At 69.8% G+C, this 16555-nt stretch carries 14 protein-coding genes; 6 read left to right on the top strand and 8 right to left on the bottom strand.

Features of this window, described 5'->3' with window-relative positions; all coding sequences use genetic code 11:
* The first annotated feature begins 15 nt into the window (after positions 1–15).
* Positions 16–1728 carry a VRR-NUC domain-containing protein gene (locus SCI24_RS02245; protein WP_318723772.1) on the top strand — a complete coding sequence of 571 codons (1713 nt, stop codon included), beginning with the start codon at positions 16–18 and terminating at the stop codon, positions 1726–1728.
* The gene (locus SCI24_RS02240; protein WP_318723771.1) at positions 1725–4010 is read left to right on the top strand and encodes an ATP-dependent DNA helicase; all 2286 of its coding nucleotides are present in this window, start codon (positions 1725–1727) and stop codon (positions 4008–4010) included. The genes SCI24_RS02245 and SCI24_RS02240 overlap by 4 nt, the downstream gene beginning before the upstream one ends.
* 7 nt (positions 4011–4017) lie before the next feature.
* On the opposite strand, the gene SCI24_RS02235 is transcribed toward SCI24_RS02240, so the two are convergent.
* The gene (locus tag SCI24_RS02235; RefSeq protein ID WP_318723770.1) at positions 4018–5835 is read right to left on the bottom strand and encodes a monovalent cation:proton antiporter-2 (CPA2) family protein; all 1818 of its coding nucleotides are present in this window, start codon (positions 5833–5835) and stop codon (positions 4018–4020) included.
* A 141-nt stretch (positions 5836–5976) separates the two neighbouring features.
* Here SCI24_RS02235 and SCI24_RS02230 point away from each other — a divergent pair, with 141 nt between their 5' ends.
* Together SCI24_RS02230 and SCI24_RS02225 are read left to right on the top strand one after the other, a co-directional pair.
* Positions 5977–6642, top strand: a complete 666-nt coding sequence (locus SCI24_RS02230) for a cupin domain-containing protein (protein ID WP_318723769.1) — start codon at positions 5977–5979, stop codon at positions 6640–6642.
* A gap of 120 nt (positions 6643–6762) precedes the next feature.
* Positions 6763–6942 carry a PLDc N-terminal domain-containing protein gene (locus SCI24_RS02225; RefSeq protein WP_282736361.1) on the top strand — a complete coding sequence of 60 codons (180 nt, stop codon included), beginning with the start codon at positions 6763–6765 and terminating at the stop codon, positions 6940–6942.
* Between the two features lie 93 nt (positions 6943–7035).
* Here SCI24_RS02225 and SCI24_RS02220 read toward each other — a convergent pair whose 3' ends face one another.
* The 6 genes from SCI24_RS02220 to SCI24_RS02195 all read right to left on the bottom strand — a co-directional run bounded on the left by SCI24_RS02220 (position 7036) and on the right by SCI24_RS02195 (position 12952).
* Positions 7036–7629 (bottom strand): DNA polymerase ligase N-terminal domain-containing protein, encoded by a 594-nt coding sequence (locus SCI24_RS02220; RefSeq protein WP_318723768.1) that lies wholly within the window; start codon positions 7627–7629, stop codon positions 7036–7038.
* Between the two features lie 31 nt (positions 7630–7660).
* Positions 7661–7876 carry a DUF3565 domain-containing protein gene (locus tag SCI24_RS02215; protein ID WP_318723767.1) on the bottom strand — a complete coding sequence of 72 codons (216 nt, stop codon included), beginning with the start codon at positions 7874–7876 and terminating at the stop codon, positions 7661–7663.
* Positions 7877–7882: 6 nt separating this feature from the next.
* A complete protein-coding gene (locus SCI24_RS02210) occupies positions 7883–8005 on the bottom strand; it encodes a hypothetical protein (RefSeq protein WP_318723766.1) in 123 nt (40 codons plus the stop codon).
* A 142-nt stretch (positions 8006–8147) separates the two neighbouring features.
* Positions 8148–8477, bottom strand: coding sequence for a hypothetical protein (locus SCI24_RS02205; RefSeq protein WP_318723765.1), 330 nt, complete (start codon positions 8475–8477; stop codon positions 8148–8150).
* 208 nt (positions 8478–8685) lie between these two features.
* On the bottom strand, positions 8686–9927 hold the full coding sequence (locus tag SCI24_RS02200; protein ID WP_318723764.1) for a ribonucleotide-diphosphate reductase subunit beta: 1242 nt from the start codon (positions 9925–9927) through the stop codon (positions 8686–8688).
* A 118-nt stretch (positions 9928–10045) separates the two neighbouring features.
* Entirely contained in the window at positions 10046–12952 is a 2907-nt protein-coding gene (locus tag SCI24_RS02195) for a ribonucleoside-diphosphate reductase subunit alpha (protein ID WP_318723763.1), read from the bottom strand.
* Positions 12953–13313: 361 nt separating this feature from the next.
* On the opposite strand from SCI24_RS02195, the gene SCI24_RS02190 reads away from it, so the two are divergent.
* Together SCI24_RS02190 and SCI24_RS02185 are read left to right on the top strand one after the other, a co-directional pair.
* Positions 13314–14027 (top strand): winged helix-turn-helix domain-containing protein, encoded by a 714-nt coding sequence (locus tag SCI24_RS02190; RefSeq protein WP_318723762.1) that lies wholly within the window; start codon positions 13314–13316, stop codon positions 14025–14027.
* Between the two features lie 3 nt (positions 14028–14030).
* Complete coding sequence (locus SCI24_RS02185) at positions 14031–15647, top strand: ATP-binding protein (protein ID WP_318723761.1); 1617 nt, start codon at positions 14031–14033, stop codon at positions 15645–15647.
* Here SCI24_RS02185 and SCI24_RS02180 read toward each other — a convergent pair.
* The gene (locus tag SCI24_RS02180) at positions 15634–16548 is read right to left on the bottom strand and encodes a LysR family transcriptional regulator (RefSeq protein ID WP_318723760.1); all 915 of its coding nucleotides are present in this window, start codon (positions 16546–16548) and stop codon (positions 15634–15636) included. The genes SCI24_RS02185 and SCI24_RS02180 overlap by 14 nt on opposite strands.
* Between the last annotated feature and the right edge of the window lie 7 nt (positions 16549–16555).

Here is a 16555-nt window from a genome sequence, read left to right as displayed (position 1 = left end):
TGATACCATGGATGCATGAACAGTATTCCTGCCGCCGCGCCGGTCACCGCCCCCCTGGACGACCCGCGCTACTACCTGGCCAATTTCCGCTTCGTGCTGGCGTGGGTGGCCGAGCGCCACGGCGACCTGCTGGACGCGGCCGAGCACGGTTTCCTGGCGGATTTCGCCGCCCTGCCCGAGGCCTCGCAGGCGCTGCTGGTGCGCATGGTGATGCGCAAGGGCGAGCACTTTCGCACCTCGCGCCTGCGCTATCCCGAAATCGGCGACAGCGAGGCGGCGCTCGCGCCCCTGGTCGAGGCGGGCCTGGTGGAGGCCGCCCCCGCGCTCGGCCTGGCGGAGCTCTTCCGCCAGCTGCGCCTGCCCGAGCTGCGCCGTGCCCTGGCCGGCGAGATCGCCGCCGCGGGTCTGCCTGCCGCCACCGGCAAGGCCGCGCTGCTCGAGGCGCTGTCGCCGCGGCTCACCGAGCCTCGCCCGCTCGCCGACTGGTGGCCCGCGGCGCCGGACCGGGTCGTGCGCCTCGCCGTGATGGCGACCTGCGACCGGCTGCGGCTGATGTTCTTCGGCAACCTGCGCCAGGACTGGGCCGAGTTCGTACTCACCGAGCTCGGCCTGCAGCGCTTCGAGCGGGTGGCGATCACCCCCGATTCCCGGGCATTCCGGCGCCGCGCGGAGGTGGATGCCTACCTGGCCCTGCATCGCCTTCGCGAGCGGCTCGAGGCCGGGGAGTCGGTGTCGGTATTGCAGGCCGAACTGCCCGCGCCGCTGGCCGACAACCCCTGGCTGGCGGCACGGCATCGGCGGCTCTGCGTGGCGCTGGGGCGCCAGGTGGAGCGGGAGGGGCAGGGCGAGTCGGCCCTTGCCCTCTATGCCCTGGCCGGCTGGCCGGAGGCAGGGCATACCGGCAGTATCGAGGCGCGCATCCGCCACCTGCGCCTGCTGGAGCGTCGCGGGGAGCACGCCGCGGCCCTGGCCCTGGCCGAGCCCCTGATCAATACCCCGGCCAGCGAGGAGGAGGCCCAGGCGCTGGGACGGCTGGTGCCGCGGCTGCGTCGCCGGCTGGGGCTTGCCCCGCGGACATTCCCGCGAGAGCCGGCGCCTCGGCAGTGGACCCTGAGCCTGCCCCCCGGCCCGGTGGAGGCCGCGGTGCGCGACCACCTGCACGATGGCGCGGCACCGGTGCACTACGTGGAGAACAGCCTGCTCACCGGGCTCTTCGGCCTGCTCTGCTGGGAGGCGCTCTTCGCGCCGCTGCCCGGGGCCTTCTTCCACCCCTTTCACCACGGCCCGGCGGACCTCTACCGCGAGGACTTCGTGGCCCGCCGCCGAGACCGCTTCGATGCCTGCCTGGCCCGGCTCGAGACCGGCGAGTATCGCGAGGCGATCCGCGCCACCTGGCGGGCGAAGCAGGGGCTGGCCTCGCCCTTCGTGCACTGGGGAGTGCTCGACGAGGCACTGCTCGAGCGGGCGCTGGCCTGCCTGCCGGCCGACCACCTGCGTGCCTGCTTCGAGCGGCTGCTCGGCGACCTCAAGGCCAACCGGGCCGGCCTGCCGGACCTGATCCAGTTCCTTCCCGAGGCCCCACAGGGCGAGCCGCGCTATCGGTTTGTCGAGGTGAAGGGCCCCGGCGACCGGCTGCAGGACAACCAGCGTCGCTGGCTGGCCTTCTTCCATGCCCGGGGGATCCCCGCCGCGGTCTGCCATGTGCGCTGGGCGGTGGACGGCCAATGAGCAGGGAGACGGGCTATCGCGTGGCGGTGAGGGCGCTGTGCGACTTCACCGCCCGGGAGGGGGACCTGGACCACCGCTTCACTCCGGCCCCCAGCGCCCGGGAGGGCATCGCGGGCCATGCCCTGGTGGCGAGGCGGCGTGGCGACGGCTATGAGGCCGAGCTGCCGCTTTCCGGCGTCTTCGAGGGGCTGACGGTGGGCGGCCGTGCCGACGGCTTCGACCCGGCCGCCAACCGCCTGGAGGAGGTCAAGACCCATCGCGGCCGCCTGGAGCGCATGGCCGACAACCAGCGGGCCCTGCACTGGGCGCAGGTCAGCGTCTACGGCGCGCTGCTGTGTGCCGAGCGCGGTCTCACCTCGCTGACCCTGTCGCTGGTCTACCTGGACATCACCAGCGGCCGGGAGACCGTGCTGACCCGCGAGGCGAGCGCCACCGAACTGCAGGCCTTCTTCGCGACCCAGTGCCGCCGCTTCCTGGCCTGGGCGGCGCAGGAGGCCCGGCATCGGGAGCGGCGTGACGAGGCGCTCGGCGAGCTTGCCTTTCCCCACGAGCGCTTCCGGCCGGGCCAGCGCGACCTGGCGGAGAGCGTCTACAAGGCCGCCAGCACCGGCCGCTGCCTGCTGGTCCAGGCCCCCACCGGCATCGGCAAGACGCTCGGCACCCTCTTCCCGCTGCTCAAGGCCATGCCCCGCCAGCGGCTCGACCGCCTGGCCTTCCTGACCATGAAGACGCCGGGGCGCCGGCTGGCGCTGGATGCCCTGGCCGTGCTCGGTGGCGGGGCGGCCGAGGCCCGACCGCTGCGGGTGCTGGAGCTCACCGCCCGGGACAAGGCCTGCGAGTATCCCGACCGGGCCTGTCACGGCGAGGCCTGCCCGCTGGCGGCGGGCTTCTACGACCGGCTGCCGGCGGCGCGACAGGCCGCCGTGGCGCGTGGCTGGCTGGACCGCGAAGCGCTGCGCGAGGTGGCCCTCGACCACGGCGTCTGCCCCTACTACCTGGGGCAGGAGCTGGCACGCTGGTGCGACGTGGTCGTCGGCGACGTCAACCACTGGTTCGATGCCAACGCCCTGCTGCATGGCCTCGCACGGGCCAACGGCTGGCGCCTGGGCCTGCTGGTGGACGAGGCCCACAACCTGGTGGAACGGGCCCGGGGGATGTACAGCGCCGAGCTGGACCAGCGCCGCCTCGCCCGGCTGCGCCGTGAGGCCCCCGGGGCCCTGGCACGCCCCCTGGGGCGCCTGGCCCGGCAGTGGCAGGCGCGGGTCCGGGAGGCGGGGATGAGCGAAGCCGGCGAGCCGGGCCGGCCGGCCTACCGGGTGCTCGACGGCCTGCCCGAGGGGATGGTCGCGGCCCTGCAGGGGGTCGCCAGCGCCACCACCGAGCACCTGGGCGAACACCCCGACCAGGCCTCCCTCGCGCTCCAGGAGCTGCTCTTCGAGACGCTGGCCTTCACCCGGCTGGCGGAGTCCTTCGGCGAGCATTCGCTGTGCGACCTGGCCCGTCACGGCCGCGGCCGGGCCGTGCTGGGGCTGCGCAACCTGGTGCCGGCGGACTTCCTGGCGCCGCGCTTCGCGGCGGCGCAGTCTGTCGTGCTCTTCTCGGCGACCCTGAGCCCCGCCCATTACCATCGGGACCTGCTGGGCCTGCCGGCCGCCACGGTGTGGCACGAGGTCGCCTCGCCGTTCGCCGCCGAGCAGCTCGAGGTGCGCATCCGCACCGACATCTCCACCCGGCTGCGCGACCGGGAGGCGTCGCTTTCGCCCATCGTTGCCGAACTGGCCGGGCAGTACCGCCGCCGGCCGGGCCACTACCTGGCCTTCTTCAGCAGCTTCGCCTACCTGGAGGCGGCCCGGGCACGGCTGCAGGAGGCCCATCCCGAGATTCCCGTGCGCGCCCAGACCCGCGGCATGCGCGAGGAGGCTCGCGACGCCTTCCTGGCCGGTTTCAGGCCGGGCGGGCAGGGGATCGGCTTCGCGGTACTGGGCGGGGCCTTCGCCGAGGGCATCGACCTGCCGGGCGAACGGCTGATCGGCGCCTTCATCGCTACCCTGGGGCTGCCGCCCTTCGACCCCTTCAACGAGGCCCTCAAGGCGCGACTGGAAGCGCGTTTCGGGCGTGGCGACGACTACGCCTATCGCGTTCCCGGGCTGATCAAGGTAGTGCAGGCGGCGGGTCGGGTGATTCGTGGTCCCGAGGACGAAGGCACGGTGGTGCTGATGGACGACCGCTTCGCGCGCCGCGAGGTGCAGGCCCGGCTGCCGGGGTGGTGGGCCGTCGAGTGATCGCGTCTCAGCGCTGCCAGCGCGGAATCTCCTCGACACGGGTGGTGATGTCCTCGTCCGCCTCGTAGAGCGCCTCGAGCTCCCGGGCGGCCTCCTGGATGGTCTGGATCTGCTGCGTCTCGTTGCCGAACACCTCGAGCTGGCGCAGCAGCGCCTGCTCGTCGTGGGGGCGGAAGGTATCGATAGTGTGCTGGGCCTGCTCCCGGGGAATGCCCAGGCCGATCAGGGCGTCGCGGGTGAGCTCGAGGCTGGCGGGAAGCAGCTCGCGCACGATATGGGTGATTCCCGCCCGCATCAGCAGGTGGGCATGGTGGCGGTTGCGCGCCCGGGCATAGAGCTGGAGATGGGGAAACTGGCGGCGCACCTGGCCGACGATGCGCATCGAGGCCTCGGGGTCTCCTACCGCCACCACCAGCACCCGGGCCCGGTCGGCCCCGGCGGCCTTGAGTAGGTCGATGCGCGAGGCATCCCCGTAGTAGACCTGGTTGCCGTAGCGGCGCACCACCTCGACCTGGTCGGCGTTGATGTCGAGCACCGTGTAGGGGATCTTCAGCCCCTGCAGGGCGCGCCCCATGATCTGCCCGAAGCGGCCGAATCCGGCGATGATGATCTGCGGGGCGTCGTCAGGCAGGGTGTCGTAGTCGCGCTTCGCCCGGCGACGGGTGAAGAGGCGACGAAGGCCGTGCACATGCAGCTGGAAGAGCAGCGGCGTGGTCGCCATGGAGAGCGAGGTCACCAGGATCAGCAGGCTGACCAGCGACGGGTCGAGCAGGGCGGCACTCGCCGCCGCGGAGAGCAGCACGAAGCCGAACTCTCCGCCCTGGGAGAGCAGCACGCCCAGGTTGAGGCTATCCTTCCAGCCGGTGCCGTGGACCCTCGCGGCGACCAGCATGGCCAGCGCCTTGAGCACCACCAGCCCCAGGGTCAGGCCGAGCACGACCAGCGGCATCTCGCCGATCAGGCGAATATCGGCCGTCATGCCCACCGCCATGAAGAACAGCCCCAGCAGCAGCCCGCGGTAGGGCTCGATATCGGCCTCGATGTTGTGGCGGTAGCTCGAGTCGGCGAGCAGCACGCCGGCGATGAAGGCCCCCAGGGCCATCGAGAGCCCGGCCAGCTCCATCAGCAGGGCGGCGCCGATCACCACCAGCAGCACCGTGCCGGCAAAGACCTCGCGGCTGCGGGTGGCCGCGGCATAGTGGAACAGCGGCCTCAGCAGGTAGCGGCCGCCGACGATCAGCCCGAGGAAGGCACCGACCGCCACCAGCACCTCCTGAAGCAGCGGCAACAGACCCTCTGCCAGCAGGCTCTCGGCCGCGAGCATGGGAATGATGGCCAGTACCGGGATGGCCGCCAGGTCCTGGAACAGCAGCAGGGCGAAGGCATTGCGGCCGTGGCGTGTCTGCAGCTCCTTGCGCTCGCCGAGCAGCTGCAGCACCAGCGGCGTGGAGCAGAGCCCCAGGCTGAAGCCCACCACCAGCGCCGCGGCGGGGGAGAGCCCCAGCCACCAGGCGGCCAGCGACAGCAGGGCCGTGGTGATGGCGACCTGCAGGCTGCCGAAGCCGAACACCGCCTTGCGCATCACGCGCAGGCGCGAGGGCTTGAGTTCGAGGCCGATCACGAAGAGCAGGAAGACGATGCCAACCTGGGAGAACTGCAGCACCGCCTCGGCGTCGGCCACCAGGGCCAGGGTCGAGGGGCCGATGATCACCCCCGCGGCCAGGTAGCCCAGTACCTCGCCGAGCCCCAGGCGCTTGAAGACCGGCACGATCAGCACCGCCGCCGCGAGGAAGATCAGTGCATTGATCAGCAGGTCGGTGGCCAAGGGCCCTCCTTGCGAATGGCGGTGGGGAGCCCCATGCTAACCGATGGAGGCCATGTCGTGGTCATGCAAGCGTCAGGCCAGGCCAGTGGGCTCGGCATTGAGAGGCCCCTGGCCCGGAGGCCCTGTCAGAAGGAGAGCGTCATGCGACTCAATGCCGACTTCAGCCGCCGTGCGGTGGTCACGCCCGACGAGTACCGCTGGGTGGAATCCCCTACCCCGGGAGTGGAGCGGATGATGCTGGACCGGGTCGGCGACGAGGTGGCCCGGGCCACCTCGCTGGTGCGCTATGCGCCCGACAGCACCTTCCCGACCCACGAGCACGGTGGCGGCGAGGAGATCCTGGTGCTGGAGGGCGAGTTCGCCGACGAGCATGGCCGCTATCCCGCGGGCCACTACCTGCGCAACCCCATCGGCACGTCTCACGCCCCGCGGGTGGGCGAAGAGGGGGCGCTGATCTTCGTCAAGCTGCACCAGTTCTCGCCGGACGACACCGAACAGAAGGTGATCGACACCCGCGCCGGCGGCTGGCGCCCCGGGCTCGTCGACGGGCTCGAGGTGCTGCCGCTCCATGACGTCGAGGGCGAGCACGTGGCGCTGGTGCGCTGGGCGCCCAACACCCGCTTCCAGACCCATGCCCACTGGGGCGGCGAGGAGATCCTGGTCCTCGAGGGCACCTTCCACGACGAGCATGGGGCCTATCCCGCCGGCAGCTGGCTGCGCAGCCCCCACCGCAGCGAGCACACGCCCTTCACGCGGGAGGATGGCGCACTGATCTACGTCAAGGTCGGGCACCTGCTGCCCGAGTGAACGGCGGCCCTGTAACGCATGATGACAATTCGCTACCGGCCGCGATTGTGCGTTTCGCGGCCGCTGTGCTACCTCTAAGGGCGGCATTTCGCCGAATGGTAATCGACAAGGAGACGTCGCATGGGTATCGAAGTAGGCGGCCTGCTGGGCCTCATCTGGTTGATCATCGTCATCTGGGCCATCGTCAAGGTGGCCAAGAGTTCGGCTGGCGGGCTGTCCAAGCTGATCTGGATCCTGGTCCTGCTGTTCTTCCCGCTGATCGGGTTGATCATCTGGTTCCTGTTCGGGCCCAAGGGATAGCGGTTCCCCGGCCTCCCACCCTCCGCATCGGCGGGCGCCTCGCGGTCCATCCGGGCCGCGGGTGTCCCGTGGAGTGAGCCGGACTCTCCGGGCTCAGGTCGGGTCCCTGCCCGCCTCGCGGGTGATCTCCTCCAGGCTGCGCCCCGACACCACGGACTCGGGTTCGATGGACGTGGGATTGCGCCTCGCATCGGCGGCCTCGTCCTCCATCTTCACCAGCAGCCACCCCTCCCCCTGCTCCAGGTGCGTGCGGATCAGCGCATAGCCCCCGCGCAGCTTCTCGCCCTCCAGCCAGACGGTGGCATGGCCCTCCTCGAGCTGCTCGGCGATCGAGGCGTGGTCCGCGAGATTGCGGTAGTGGCCGCGATCCCAGATCAGCACCGTGCCGGCGCCGTATTCGCCCTCGGGAATCACGCCCTCGAAGTCGGCATAGGCCAGGGGATGATCCTCGGTGGGGATCGCCAGGCGCTTGACCCGCGGGTCGGTGGAGGGGCCCTTGGGCACGGCCCAGGACTTCAGCACGCCATCGACCTCGAGGCGGAAATCGTAGTGCATTGTGGAGGCGGCGTGCTGCTGGATGACGAAGCGCGGCCGGTCGCCCTGTCGACCGTTTTCCATGGGCTCGGGGGTACGGCGCGGGTCGCGCTTCTCGCGGTAGCGGGTCAGGGTGTCGCGGGATGCGGCCATGGGGCACCTCCGGCCTGTGGTTATCCGCAGTCTAGTCGCTGACGGGGTTGTCCCGGGGCTCGCCACGATCACACTTGACGCACTCCAGGGCGAGGCCGAGTCGCGAGCGCCGCCCGGCCTCGGTGGTGACCCAGGGCCGCTCGGTCCAGGGCGGCTGGTGGCGCACGTGCTGGTTATGGCCGCAGGCGAGTTCCGCGACCCAGTGGCCCTCCTCGTCGAGGTGGTAGCCGATGATGGGCTGCTGCATGGGAGGCTATCGCCGCGGCGGGGCCTTGTAGTGGCCGGGTACCGTCACGCGTTCGCCGTTGGGCAGGTCGCGGACATGGGCGGGCACGAAGACCCGCGTGATCACGCTTCTGGCCTTGCGCTCTGTCATGGGGGAACCCTCCGTGTGATCTCGGGACGTCGGCTCCCACAGTAGCCCTCGCGGCCACGGGGAATCAACGTCGGCCCGTTGCCCCCATCCAACAGGTCGCGCTCGCCTTCCATTTCCCGGGGCCAGCGGCCCCGGGCATGGTTCAGTGGCGCCCCGGCCCGGACGCGCGCCGCGCGCCGCCCCGGGGCAGCCGGGTGAAGCGCACCGGCGGGCTGTACTTCTCGTTGGCGGGCGCGCGCTCGGGGGCCGGACGGACCCGCCAGCCCCGCGAGGTCGCCCACTCCTTGAGTTCCCGGTAGTCGAGCAGCGGGTAGTCCCGCGAGTAGGGGTTGGGGGATGCCGACGGGAAGGCGAAGGCCACATGGGGATAGCGGGCCAGGGCGTCTTCGCTGTCATGGGCGCTGAGCGCCCGGTCCAGCGCGGACTGCCACGCCCGGGACTCGCGACGTGCTACGGCTTGGGTTGCTTGCATCGGATTGCCCTCCGTTGTTGTGCCTGTTGCCGGGCCATGAAAAAACGCCCCGCCCGGCAGGGCCGGACAGGGCGTCATCATCTGGGGTGGCGGCAGGCCGGCGGACGCGGGCGCGTCGCGTCTCACGGGTCGCGATGGGCATCTCCATCATGACGAGGCCTCCCTCCATCCTGCCGGGGCGGATGGCCCCGGCCTTGCGTCTACGGGATCAGTCCCAGCTCAGTGCGCCGCCCACCTGGTACTCGGTGACGCGGGTCTCGAAGAAGTTCTTCTCCTTGCGCAGGTCGATGATCTCACTCATCCACGGGAAGGGGTTCTGCGCGCCGGGGAACTGCTCCTTCAGGCCGATCTGCGCCAGGCGACGATTGCAGATGAAGTGCAGGTACTCCTCCATGATCGCCGCGTTCATGCCCAGCACACCGCGGGGCATGGTGTCCCGGGCATAGGCGATCTCGAGCTCGGTGCCCTCGAGGATCATCTGGGTGACCTCGTCCTGGAACTCGGCCGTCCACAGGTGCGGGTTCTCGATCTTGATCTGGTTGATCATGTCCACGCCAAAGTTCAGGTGCATGGACTCGTCACGCAGGATGTACTGGAACTGCTCGGCCACGCCGGTCATCTTGTTGCGGCGGCCCATGGAGAGGATCTGGCTGAAGCCGCAGTAGAAGAAGATGCCCTCGGTGACGCAGTAGAAGGCGATCAGGTTGCGCAGCAGCTCCTGGTCGGTCTCCGGGGTGCCGGTGTTGAAGTCCGGACGCGCCAGCGACTGGGTATGCTTGAGGCTCCAGGCGGACTTGGCGGCCACCGAGGGGACCTCGCGGTACATGTTGAAGACCTCGCCCTCGTCCATGCCCAGCGACTCCACGCAGTACTGGTAGGCGTGGGTGTGGATCGCCTCCTCGAAGGCCTGGCGCAGCAGGTACTGGCGGCACTCGGGGTTGGTGATCAGGCGGTAGAGCGCCAGCACCAGGTTGTTGGCCACCAGCGAGTCCGCGGTGGAGAAGTAGCCCAGGCTGCGCTCGACGATGCGCTGCTCGTCCGCGGTGAGGCCCTCGGCACTCTTCCACAGAGCGATGTCGGCGTTCATGTTCACTTCCTGGGGCATCCAGTGGTTGGCGCTGCCGTCCAGGTACTTCTGCCAGGCCCACTCGTACTTGAAGGGCACCAGCTGGTTGAGGTCGGCGCGGGCATTGATCATCTGCTTGTCGTCGACCTCGATGCGCGCCGCGCCCATCTCCAGCTCCTCGAGGCCGGCGGCCACGTCGAGCTCCTCCAGGGACTGGCGGGCCCGGGCCAGGCGGTCACCCTCGGCCACCCGGTAGCTGCCGCGGCTCTCGGCAACGGACGTATCGTCGGCCGGAGGCTCGGCAGCGGGCTGCGGAGCGGGCGCCGGCTTGGGTTGCTCGGCGACGGTTGTCTCATCCTCGTGGAACTCGTCCCAGTTCAGCATCGTCTCTCTCCCGGTGGCATTCCGGATGATGTGGCGGGCGCGGTCGGCGCCTTGGCCAGGATTCATGGTTGGCAAGAGGGAGGGCAGGGCCTTCCCTCTTGCTTGGCGCTTGGCGCTGTTACTGGCAGGCCTCGCAGCCCAACTCGTCGATCTCGCCCGCGGAGGGGGCGCGGGAGCCACCGCCGTTCTTGCCCTGCAGGAAGTCATCGATGCCCTTGGGCTCCTTGGCTTCCGGCGCAGTGGACGGGGTCGGTGCCGGGGCGCCGCCGGGCGAGGCATTGCTCACGGCATTGAGGGTGCCGCGGTCGACGGTGGACTTCTCCACCGAGGTCGCGCCCAGGGCGCGCAGGTAGTAGGTGGTCTTCAGGCCGCGGAACCAGGCCATGCGGTAGGTCACGTCGAGCTTCTTGCCGGAGACCCCCTTGATGTAGAGGTTCAGCGACTGGGCCTGGTCGATCCACTTCTGGCGCCGCGCGGCGGCCTCCACCAGCCACTTGGGCTCCACCTCGAAGGCGGTGGCGTACTTGGCCTTGAGGTCGTCCGGGATGCGGTCGATGGGCTGGGCCGATCCGTCGTAGTACTTGAGGTCGTTGATCATCACCTCGTCCCACAGCCCGCGCGCCTTGAGGTCGTTGACCATGGGCGCGTTGACCACCGTGAACTCGCCGGAGAGGTTCGACTTCACGTAGAGGTTCTGGTAGGTCGGCTCGATGGACTGGGTCACGCCGCAGATGTTGGAGATGGTGGCGGTCGGGGCGATGGCCATCACGTTGGAGTTGCGCATGCCCTGGCCGGCGATCTTGTCGCGCAGGCGGTCCCAGTCCTGGGTGACGCTCTCGTCGAGTTCGATGTACTTCTCGCCGCGCTCGGTCTTGAGCTTCTGGATGGAGTCGATGGGCAGGATGCCCTGGCTCCACAGCGAGCCCTCGAAGCTCTGGTAGCGGCCGCGCTCGGTGGCGAGATCAGAGGAGGCCTCGATGGCGTGGTAACTGACCAGCTCCATGGAGCGGTCGGCGAACTCGACGGCCGCGTCGCTGGCGTAGGCGATGTCCTGGGCGTAGAGGGCGTCCTGGAAGCCCATGATGCCGAGCCCCACCGGGCGATGCTTGGCGTTGGAGTTCTTCGCCTGGGGCACCGCGTAGTAGTTGATGTCGATGACGTTATCGAGCATGCGCACGGCGGTGCGCACGGTCTTCTTGAGCTTCTCGCCGTCGAGCCGACCGTCCACCACGTGCTGGGCCAGGTTGACCGAGCCCAGGTTGCACACCGCGATCTCGTCGGCGGAGGTGTTCAGGGTGATCTCGGTGCACAGGTTGGAGGAGTGCACCACGCCGGCATGCTGCTGGGGGCTCCTCAGGTTGCACGGGTCCTTGAAGGTGATCCAGGGATGGCCGGTCTCGAACAGCATCGAGAGCATCCTGCGCCACAGGTCCTTGGCGCGGACGCGCTTGTAGAGCTTGAGCTCCCCCGTGCGGGTCATCGCCTCGTACTCCTCGTAGCGCTGCTCGAAGGCCGCGCCGTAGAGGTCGTGGAGGTCCGGGCAGGTGGAGGGGGAGAAGAGCGTCCACTCGCCGTCATCGAAGACCCGCTTCATGAACAGGTCGGGCACCCAGTTGGCGGTGTTCATGTCGTGGGTGCGGCGGCGGTCGTCGCCGGTGTTCTTGCGCAGCTCCAGGAACTCCTCGATATCGAGGTGCCAGGTCTCGAGGTAGGCGCAGACCGCCCCCTTGCGCTTGCCGCCCTGGTTGACCGCCACGGCGGTGTCGTTGACCACCTTGAGGAAGGGGACGACGCCCTGGGACTTGCCGTTGGTGCCCTTGATCCAGGAGCCGAGCGCGCGCACCGGCGTCCAGTCGTTGCCCAGGCCCCCGGCCCACTTGGAGAGCAGGGCGTTGTCGCGGATGGCGCTGTAGATGCCGTCGAGCTCGTCGGGCACAGTGGTCAGGTAACAGCTGGAGAGCTGGCTGCGCACGGTGCCGGCGTTGAACAGGGTCGGCGTGGAGGCCATGTAGTCGAAGCTCGAGAGCAGCTCGTAGAACTCGATGGCCCGCGCCTCGCGGTCGTCCTCGCCCAGCGCCAGGCCCATGGCGACCCGCATGAACATTACCTGGGGCAGCTCGTAGCGCACCTCGTCGCGGTGGATGAAGTAGCGGTCGTAGAGGGTCTGCAGGCCCAGGTAGGTGAAGGCGTTGTCGCGATGGTGGTCCAGCGCCTCGCCCAGGCGGTCGAGGTCGAACTCGGCCAGTGCCGGGTCGAGCTGCTCGAACTCGATGCCCTTGGCGATATAGGCCTTGAAGGCCGGCGCGTAGAGCTCGGCCATCTCCCCGTAGGTGGCCTCGTCGGCGATGCCCAGGAAGGAGAGCGCCTCGCGGCGCAGGTTGTCCTGCAGCAGGCGGGCGGTGACGTAGGTGTAGTCGGGATCCTTCTCCACCAGGGTGCGGGCGGTCATCATCAGCGCCTGGGAGACGCCGTCCACGGTGACCCCGTCGTAGAGGTTCTTCAGCGAGTCGTCGACGATCTTCTGGGCCTCGACGTTGGCCAGCCCCTCGCAGGCATCCGCCACCAGGGTCTCGATGCGGCCCAGGTCCAGCGGACGGGTGGTGCCGTCGGCGAGGGTCACGTTGAGGCTGGGGTGTGGCTTGACGATGTCGTCGCCGGCCGCGGCCCGCGCCCGGGCGTGCGCCTCGCGGTAGAGCACGTAGGCGCGGGCGACCCGCTGCTCGCCGGCGCGCATCAGCGCCAGCTCGACCTGGTCCTGGATGTCCTCGATGTGCAGGGTGCCGCCGTCGGGCATGCGGCGCAGGAAGGCCTTCTCGATGCTCTCGGTGGACTGGCGGACGAAGTCGCGCACCCGCGAGGAGGTGGCGGCGTTGTCGCCCTCCACGGCGATGAAGGCCTTGCTCATGGCGACGGCGATCTTGTCGGCGTCGAAGGCCACGACGTCGCCGTTGCGCTTGATGACGCGCAGGGCCTTGGGTGCGGTGACGGAAACGGACGGCTCGTCCGGTGTGACAATGGTATCCATGGCGCCGGGGGTCCCTGACTGGTGAGTCGAATGGTCGAAGGCCGCCTCGCGGGCGACGGTTGACAGGTATGGTGCCGGTTGCTAAGGCACATGATGTAGTGTTCGTGCCGGGTCGAGACACAAGATAGTGTGCTTTTCGGGCCCCATCAAGTGGATAACCTGTGGATCGGCTGTGGCCATCCGGGGGGCAGAATGGCCCCCGTCGCCAGGCCCCGTCGTTGGGCCTCGGAGACACTCGCTGTCGCCATGTGGAGACGGGAAGGCGGAATGTCGGATTTCGGGTATCCTTTAGCCATTGGCGTTGGCTCCCGACAGCGGGAGCCCCGCGACCGCTCACCTGCCCGCCAGGATGGAACAGAGGATGGACGACAGCTTGCAAGCCCAGGAACAGGATCATGTGCTGATCATCGAGGATGACGAGCGGCTGGCCGGCCTGACCCGCGACTACCTGGAGGCCAACGGCTTCCGGGTCACGGTGGAGGCCGACGGCACCCGCGGCGTCGAGCGGATCCTCTCCCTGCAACCGGACCTGGTGATCCTCGACCTGATGCTGCCGGGCGAGGATGGCCTGTCGATCTGCCGCCGGGTGCGCAGCGAGTACCCCGGCCCGATCATGATGCTCACCGCCCGCACCGACGACATGGATCAGGTGCTGGGCCTGGAGATGGGCGCCGACGACTACGTGCCCAAGCCGGTACAGCCGCGGGTGCTGCTGGCGCGCATGCGCGCCCTGCTGCGGCGCGCCGAGCCGGCCGAGGCCGGTGAGGAGACCCGACTGACCTTCGCCGACCTGGTGATCGACAACGCCACCCGCGAGGCCTGGCTGGACGGCGAGCGCATCGACCTGACCAGTGCCGAGTTCGACCTGCTCTGGCTGCTGGCCAGCAATGCCGGCCGGGTGCTGACCCGCGAGGAGATCTTCGACCGCCTGCGCGGCATCAAGTACGACGGCCAGGATCGCTCCATCGACGTGCGTGTCTCGCGCATTCGCCCCAAGGTCGGCGACGATCCCAACCAGCCGCACCGCATCAAGACGGTGCGCAGCAAGGGCTACCTCTTCGTCAGGGATGGCTGAGCCATGCGTCGGACCCTGGCCGACAGCACCTTCCTGCGCGTCTATGTCCTGCTGGCGCTGGCGCTGCTGCTGACCTTCGGCCTGGCGCTGCTGGGGCTGGCCATTGTCGACCAGGTGCGCCGCGAGCACTATCGCGAGCAGCTGGTCGAGCCGCCTATGCGGGTGCTGACCGCCTGGGTCGACTCGCTGCCCGAGGCCGGACGCGAGGCGTGGCTGGCGAGCCGCTCGGAACAGCTCGACATGACCCTCCGGCTGGTGTCGGTCGACGACCTCTCCCTGAACTACTTCTCCCGCTCGCGCCTCGAGCGCGGCCGCGTGCTGGTCATGCCCCGGGGCGAGTACGGCTGGCGCCTGCAGCGTCTGCTCCCCGGTGGCGAGAATCTGCTGGAGGTCGACGTGGCGAGCCTCAGCGAGCAGCAGCTGCGCGGGCTCACCGAGCTGCTCGCCGAGTGGCTCGCCCAGGCCTCGGGCGACGCGCGCCGGGCCCAGCTGGAGCGGGTCGCCGGTGACGGCATTCCCCTGCAGCTGAGCGAGTCCCCGCCCGAGGGGCTGGATACCCGCCAGCTGGCGCGCCTGGCGGAGGGGGAGGTGGTGATCAGGCTGCTGCCCGGGCGCTGGTCCATGGCGATGTACCGCCTGCTGCCCGGCAGCGACCCCCAGACCCGCTGGCTGGCCATCGGCCCGGTGAAGGCCTTCGAGCCGCTGCCGGGTTCGCTGCTGGTGCTGCTGCTGGTGCTGCTGCTGGGCGTGCTGGCGGCGATCATCTACCTGATCGTGCGCGGGGTGGAGGCCCGCATGGCGCGCCTGGAGCTGGCGGCGACCCGCATCGCCGGTGGGCGACTGGATACCCGCGTCAAGGTCGAGAGCGGCGACTTCCTGGGGCGCCTGGGGATGGCCTTCAACGGCATGGCCGCCCAGGTGCAGTCGCTGCTGCGCGCCCAGCAGGACATGATCCGCGCGGTCTCCCACGAGCTGCGCACCCCGGTGGCGCGCATCCGCTTCGCGGTGCAGATGGTCGAGGACATGACCGACGATCCGGCGATCCGTCGGCAGCTGGAGGGCGTCGATGGCGACATCACCGAACTCGACGAGCTGATCGACGAGATCCTCACCTATGCCCGGTTGGGCAGCGAGACGGCCAATGGCGCCGAGCTCGAGACCTCGCTGGTCGATTGCCGCGCCATGGCCGAGCGGGTCATCGAGGCGCTGCGGCCGCTGCATCGCGACGTCCTCATCGAACTGGACGAGGGGCCGGAAGTGGAGGTCCAGGCGGAGCCCCGCTACCTGCAGCGGGCGCTGCAGAACCTGGTGGCCAATGCCTGCCGTCACGCCCGCTCCCGGGTGGTGATCCGCCTGCAGAGCGAACCCCGGCTGGTGCGCCTGGATGTGGAGGACGATGGCCCCGGCATTCCCGCGGCGGCGCGCAGCGAGGTCTTCAAGCCCTTCGCGCGCCTTGACGACAGCCGCACCCGGCACTCCGGCGGCTACGGCCTGGGGCTCTCCATCGTGCAGAAGGTCATGGCCTGGCACGGCGGCAGCGTGATGGTGGATGCCAGCGCCGCGCTCGGTGGGGCGCGCTTCACCCTGCTGCTGCCGCGGCGCAACGCTACGCCGGCCTGATCCCCTCCAGCACCGCGAAGGAGGTCTCCCGGGCGGTGCGCAGGAAGTCCTCCATCCAGGGCGCGCCGCGGGTCTCCTCGCGGATCGCCGCGAACAGCGTGCTCCACACCCCCTTCTCACCCAGCGCCACGGCCTTGACGTAGTCGCGTTCCAGGTACTCGGTGAGGGCCCAGTTGGGCAGGGCGCAGACGCCGCGTCCGCTGGCCACCAGCTGCATCATCATGATGGTCAGCTCGGCGGTGCGTACCTCCTTCGGCCGTACCCCGGCGGGGTCGAGGAACTGGGTGAAGACGTCGAGCCGGGCATGTTCCACCGGATAGGTGATCAGGGTCTCCTCGGCCAGCTCCTCGGGGGTGACGAAGGGCCGGCCAGCCAGGGGGTGCTGACGGGCCACCGCCAGCAGGCCCTCGTAGCGAAACAGCGGCTCGTAGTGGATGCCGGGCAGTGGCTGGGGATCGGCGGTGATCACCAGGTCGAGCTGTTCGCGGGCCAGCGCCGGCAGGGGATCGAAGTGGTGGCCGCCGGGGATGTCGATCTCCACCTCCGGCCAGTGGTTGCGGAAGTGGTCGATGGTGGGCATCAGCCACTGGAAGCAGCTGTGGCACTCGATGGCCATGTGCAGGCGCCCCTGCTCGTTGCCGGCCAGCCGGGCCAGGTCGCGCTCGGCCATGCGCACCAGCGGCAGGACCTGCTCGGCCAGGGTCAGCAGGCGCGTGCCGGCCCGGGTGAACTCCACCGGCCGGGTCTTGCGCAGGAACAGCGGGCTCCCCAGGCGCTCCTCCAGGTCCTTGATCTGGTGGGAGAGGGCCGACTGGGTCAGGTGCACGCGTTCGGCGGCTTCCACCAGGGAGCCGGCATCGCGCAGGGCGACCAGGGTGCGCAGGTGACGGAGTTCGAGCATTCGAGTG

Origin of the sequence: Halomonas sp. (assembly GCF_033549285.1) — a bacterium.
Lineage (GTDB): Bacteria > Pseudomonadota > Gammaproteobacteria > Pseudomonadales > Halomonadaceae > Halomonas.
The sequence above is the reverse complement of the archived record's forward strand: the minus strand, read 5'-3'. Positions and strand labels throughout refer to the sequence as shown.

Bases quoted from the DNA above. Each gene is read 5' to 3' on its own strand.
- SCI24_RS02245 (WP_318723772.1), top strand. From the start codon at position 16: ATGAACAGTATTCCTGCCGCCGCGCCGGTCACCGCCCCCCTGGACGAC.
- SCI24_RS02240 (WP_318723771.1), top strand. From the start codon at position 1,725: ATGAGCAGGGAGACGGGCTATCGCGTGGCGGTGAGGGCGCTGTGCGAC.
- SCI24_RS02230 (WP_318723769.1), top strand. From the start codon at position 5,977: ATGCGACTCAATGCCGACTTCAGCCGCCGTGCGGTGGTCACGCCCGAC.
- SCI24_RS02225 (WP_282736361.1), top strand. From the start codon at position 6,763: ATGGGTATCGAAGTAGGCGGCCTGCTGGGCCTCATCTGGTTGATCATC.
- SCI24_RS02220 (WP_318723768.1), bottom strand. From the start codon at position 7,629: ATGGCCGCATCCCGCGACACCCTGACCCGCTACCGCGAGAAGCGCGAC.
- SCI24_RS02215 (WP_318723767.1), bottom strand. From the start codon at position 7,876: ATGCAGCAGCCCATCATCGGCTACCACCTCGACGAGGAGGGCCACTGG.
- SCI24_RS02210 (WP_318723766.1), bottom strand. From the start codon at position 8,005: ATGACAGAGCGCAAGGCCAGAAGCGTGATCACGCGGGTCTTCGTGCCC.
- SCI24_RS02205 (WP_318723765.1), bottom strand. From the start codon at position 8,477: ATGCAAGCAACCCAAGCCGTAGCACGTCGCGAGTCCCGGGCGTGGCAG.
- SCI24_RS02200 (WP_318723764.1), bottom strand. From the start codon at position 9,927: ATGCTGAACTGGGACGAGTTCCACGAGGATGAGACAACCGTCGCCGAG.
- SCI24_RS02195 (WP_318723763.1), bottom strand. From the start codon at position 12,952: ATGGATACCATTGTCACACCGGACGAGCCGTCCGTTTCCGTCACCGCA.
- SCI24_RS02190 (WP_318723762.1), top strand. From the start codon at position 13,314: ATGGACGACAGCTTGCAAGCCCAGGAACAGGATCATGTGCTGATCATC.
- SCI24_RS02185 (WP_318723761.1), top strand. From the start codon at position 14,031: ATGCGTCGGACCCTGGCCGACAGCACCTTCCTGCGCGTCTATGTCCTG.
- SCI24_RS02180 (WP_318723760.1), bottom strand. From the start codon at position 16,548: ATGCTCGAACTCCGTCACCTGCGCACCCTGGTCGCCCTGCGCGATGCC.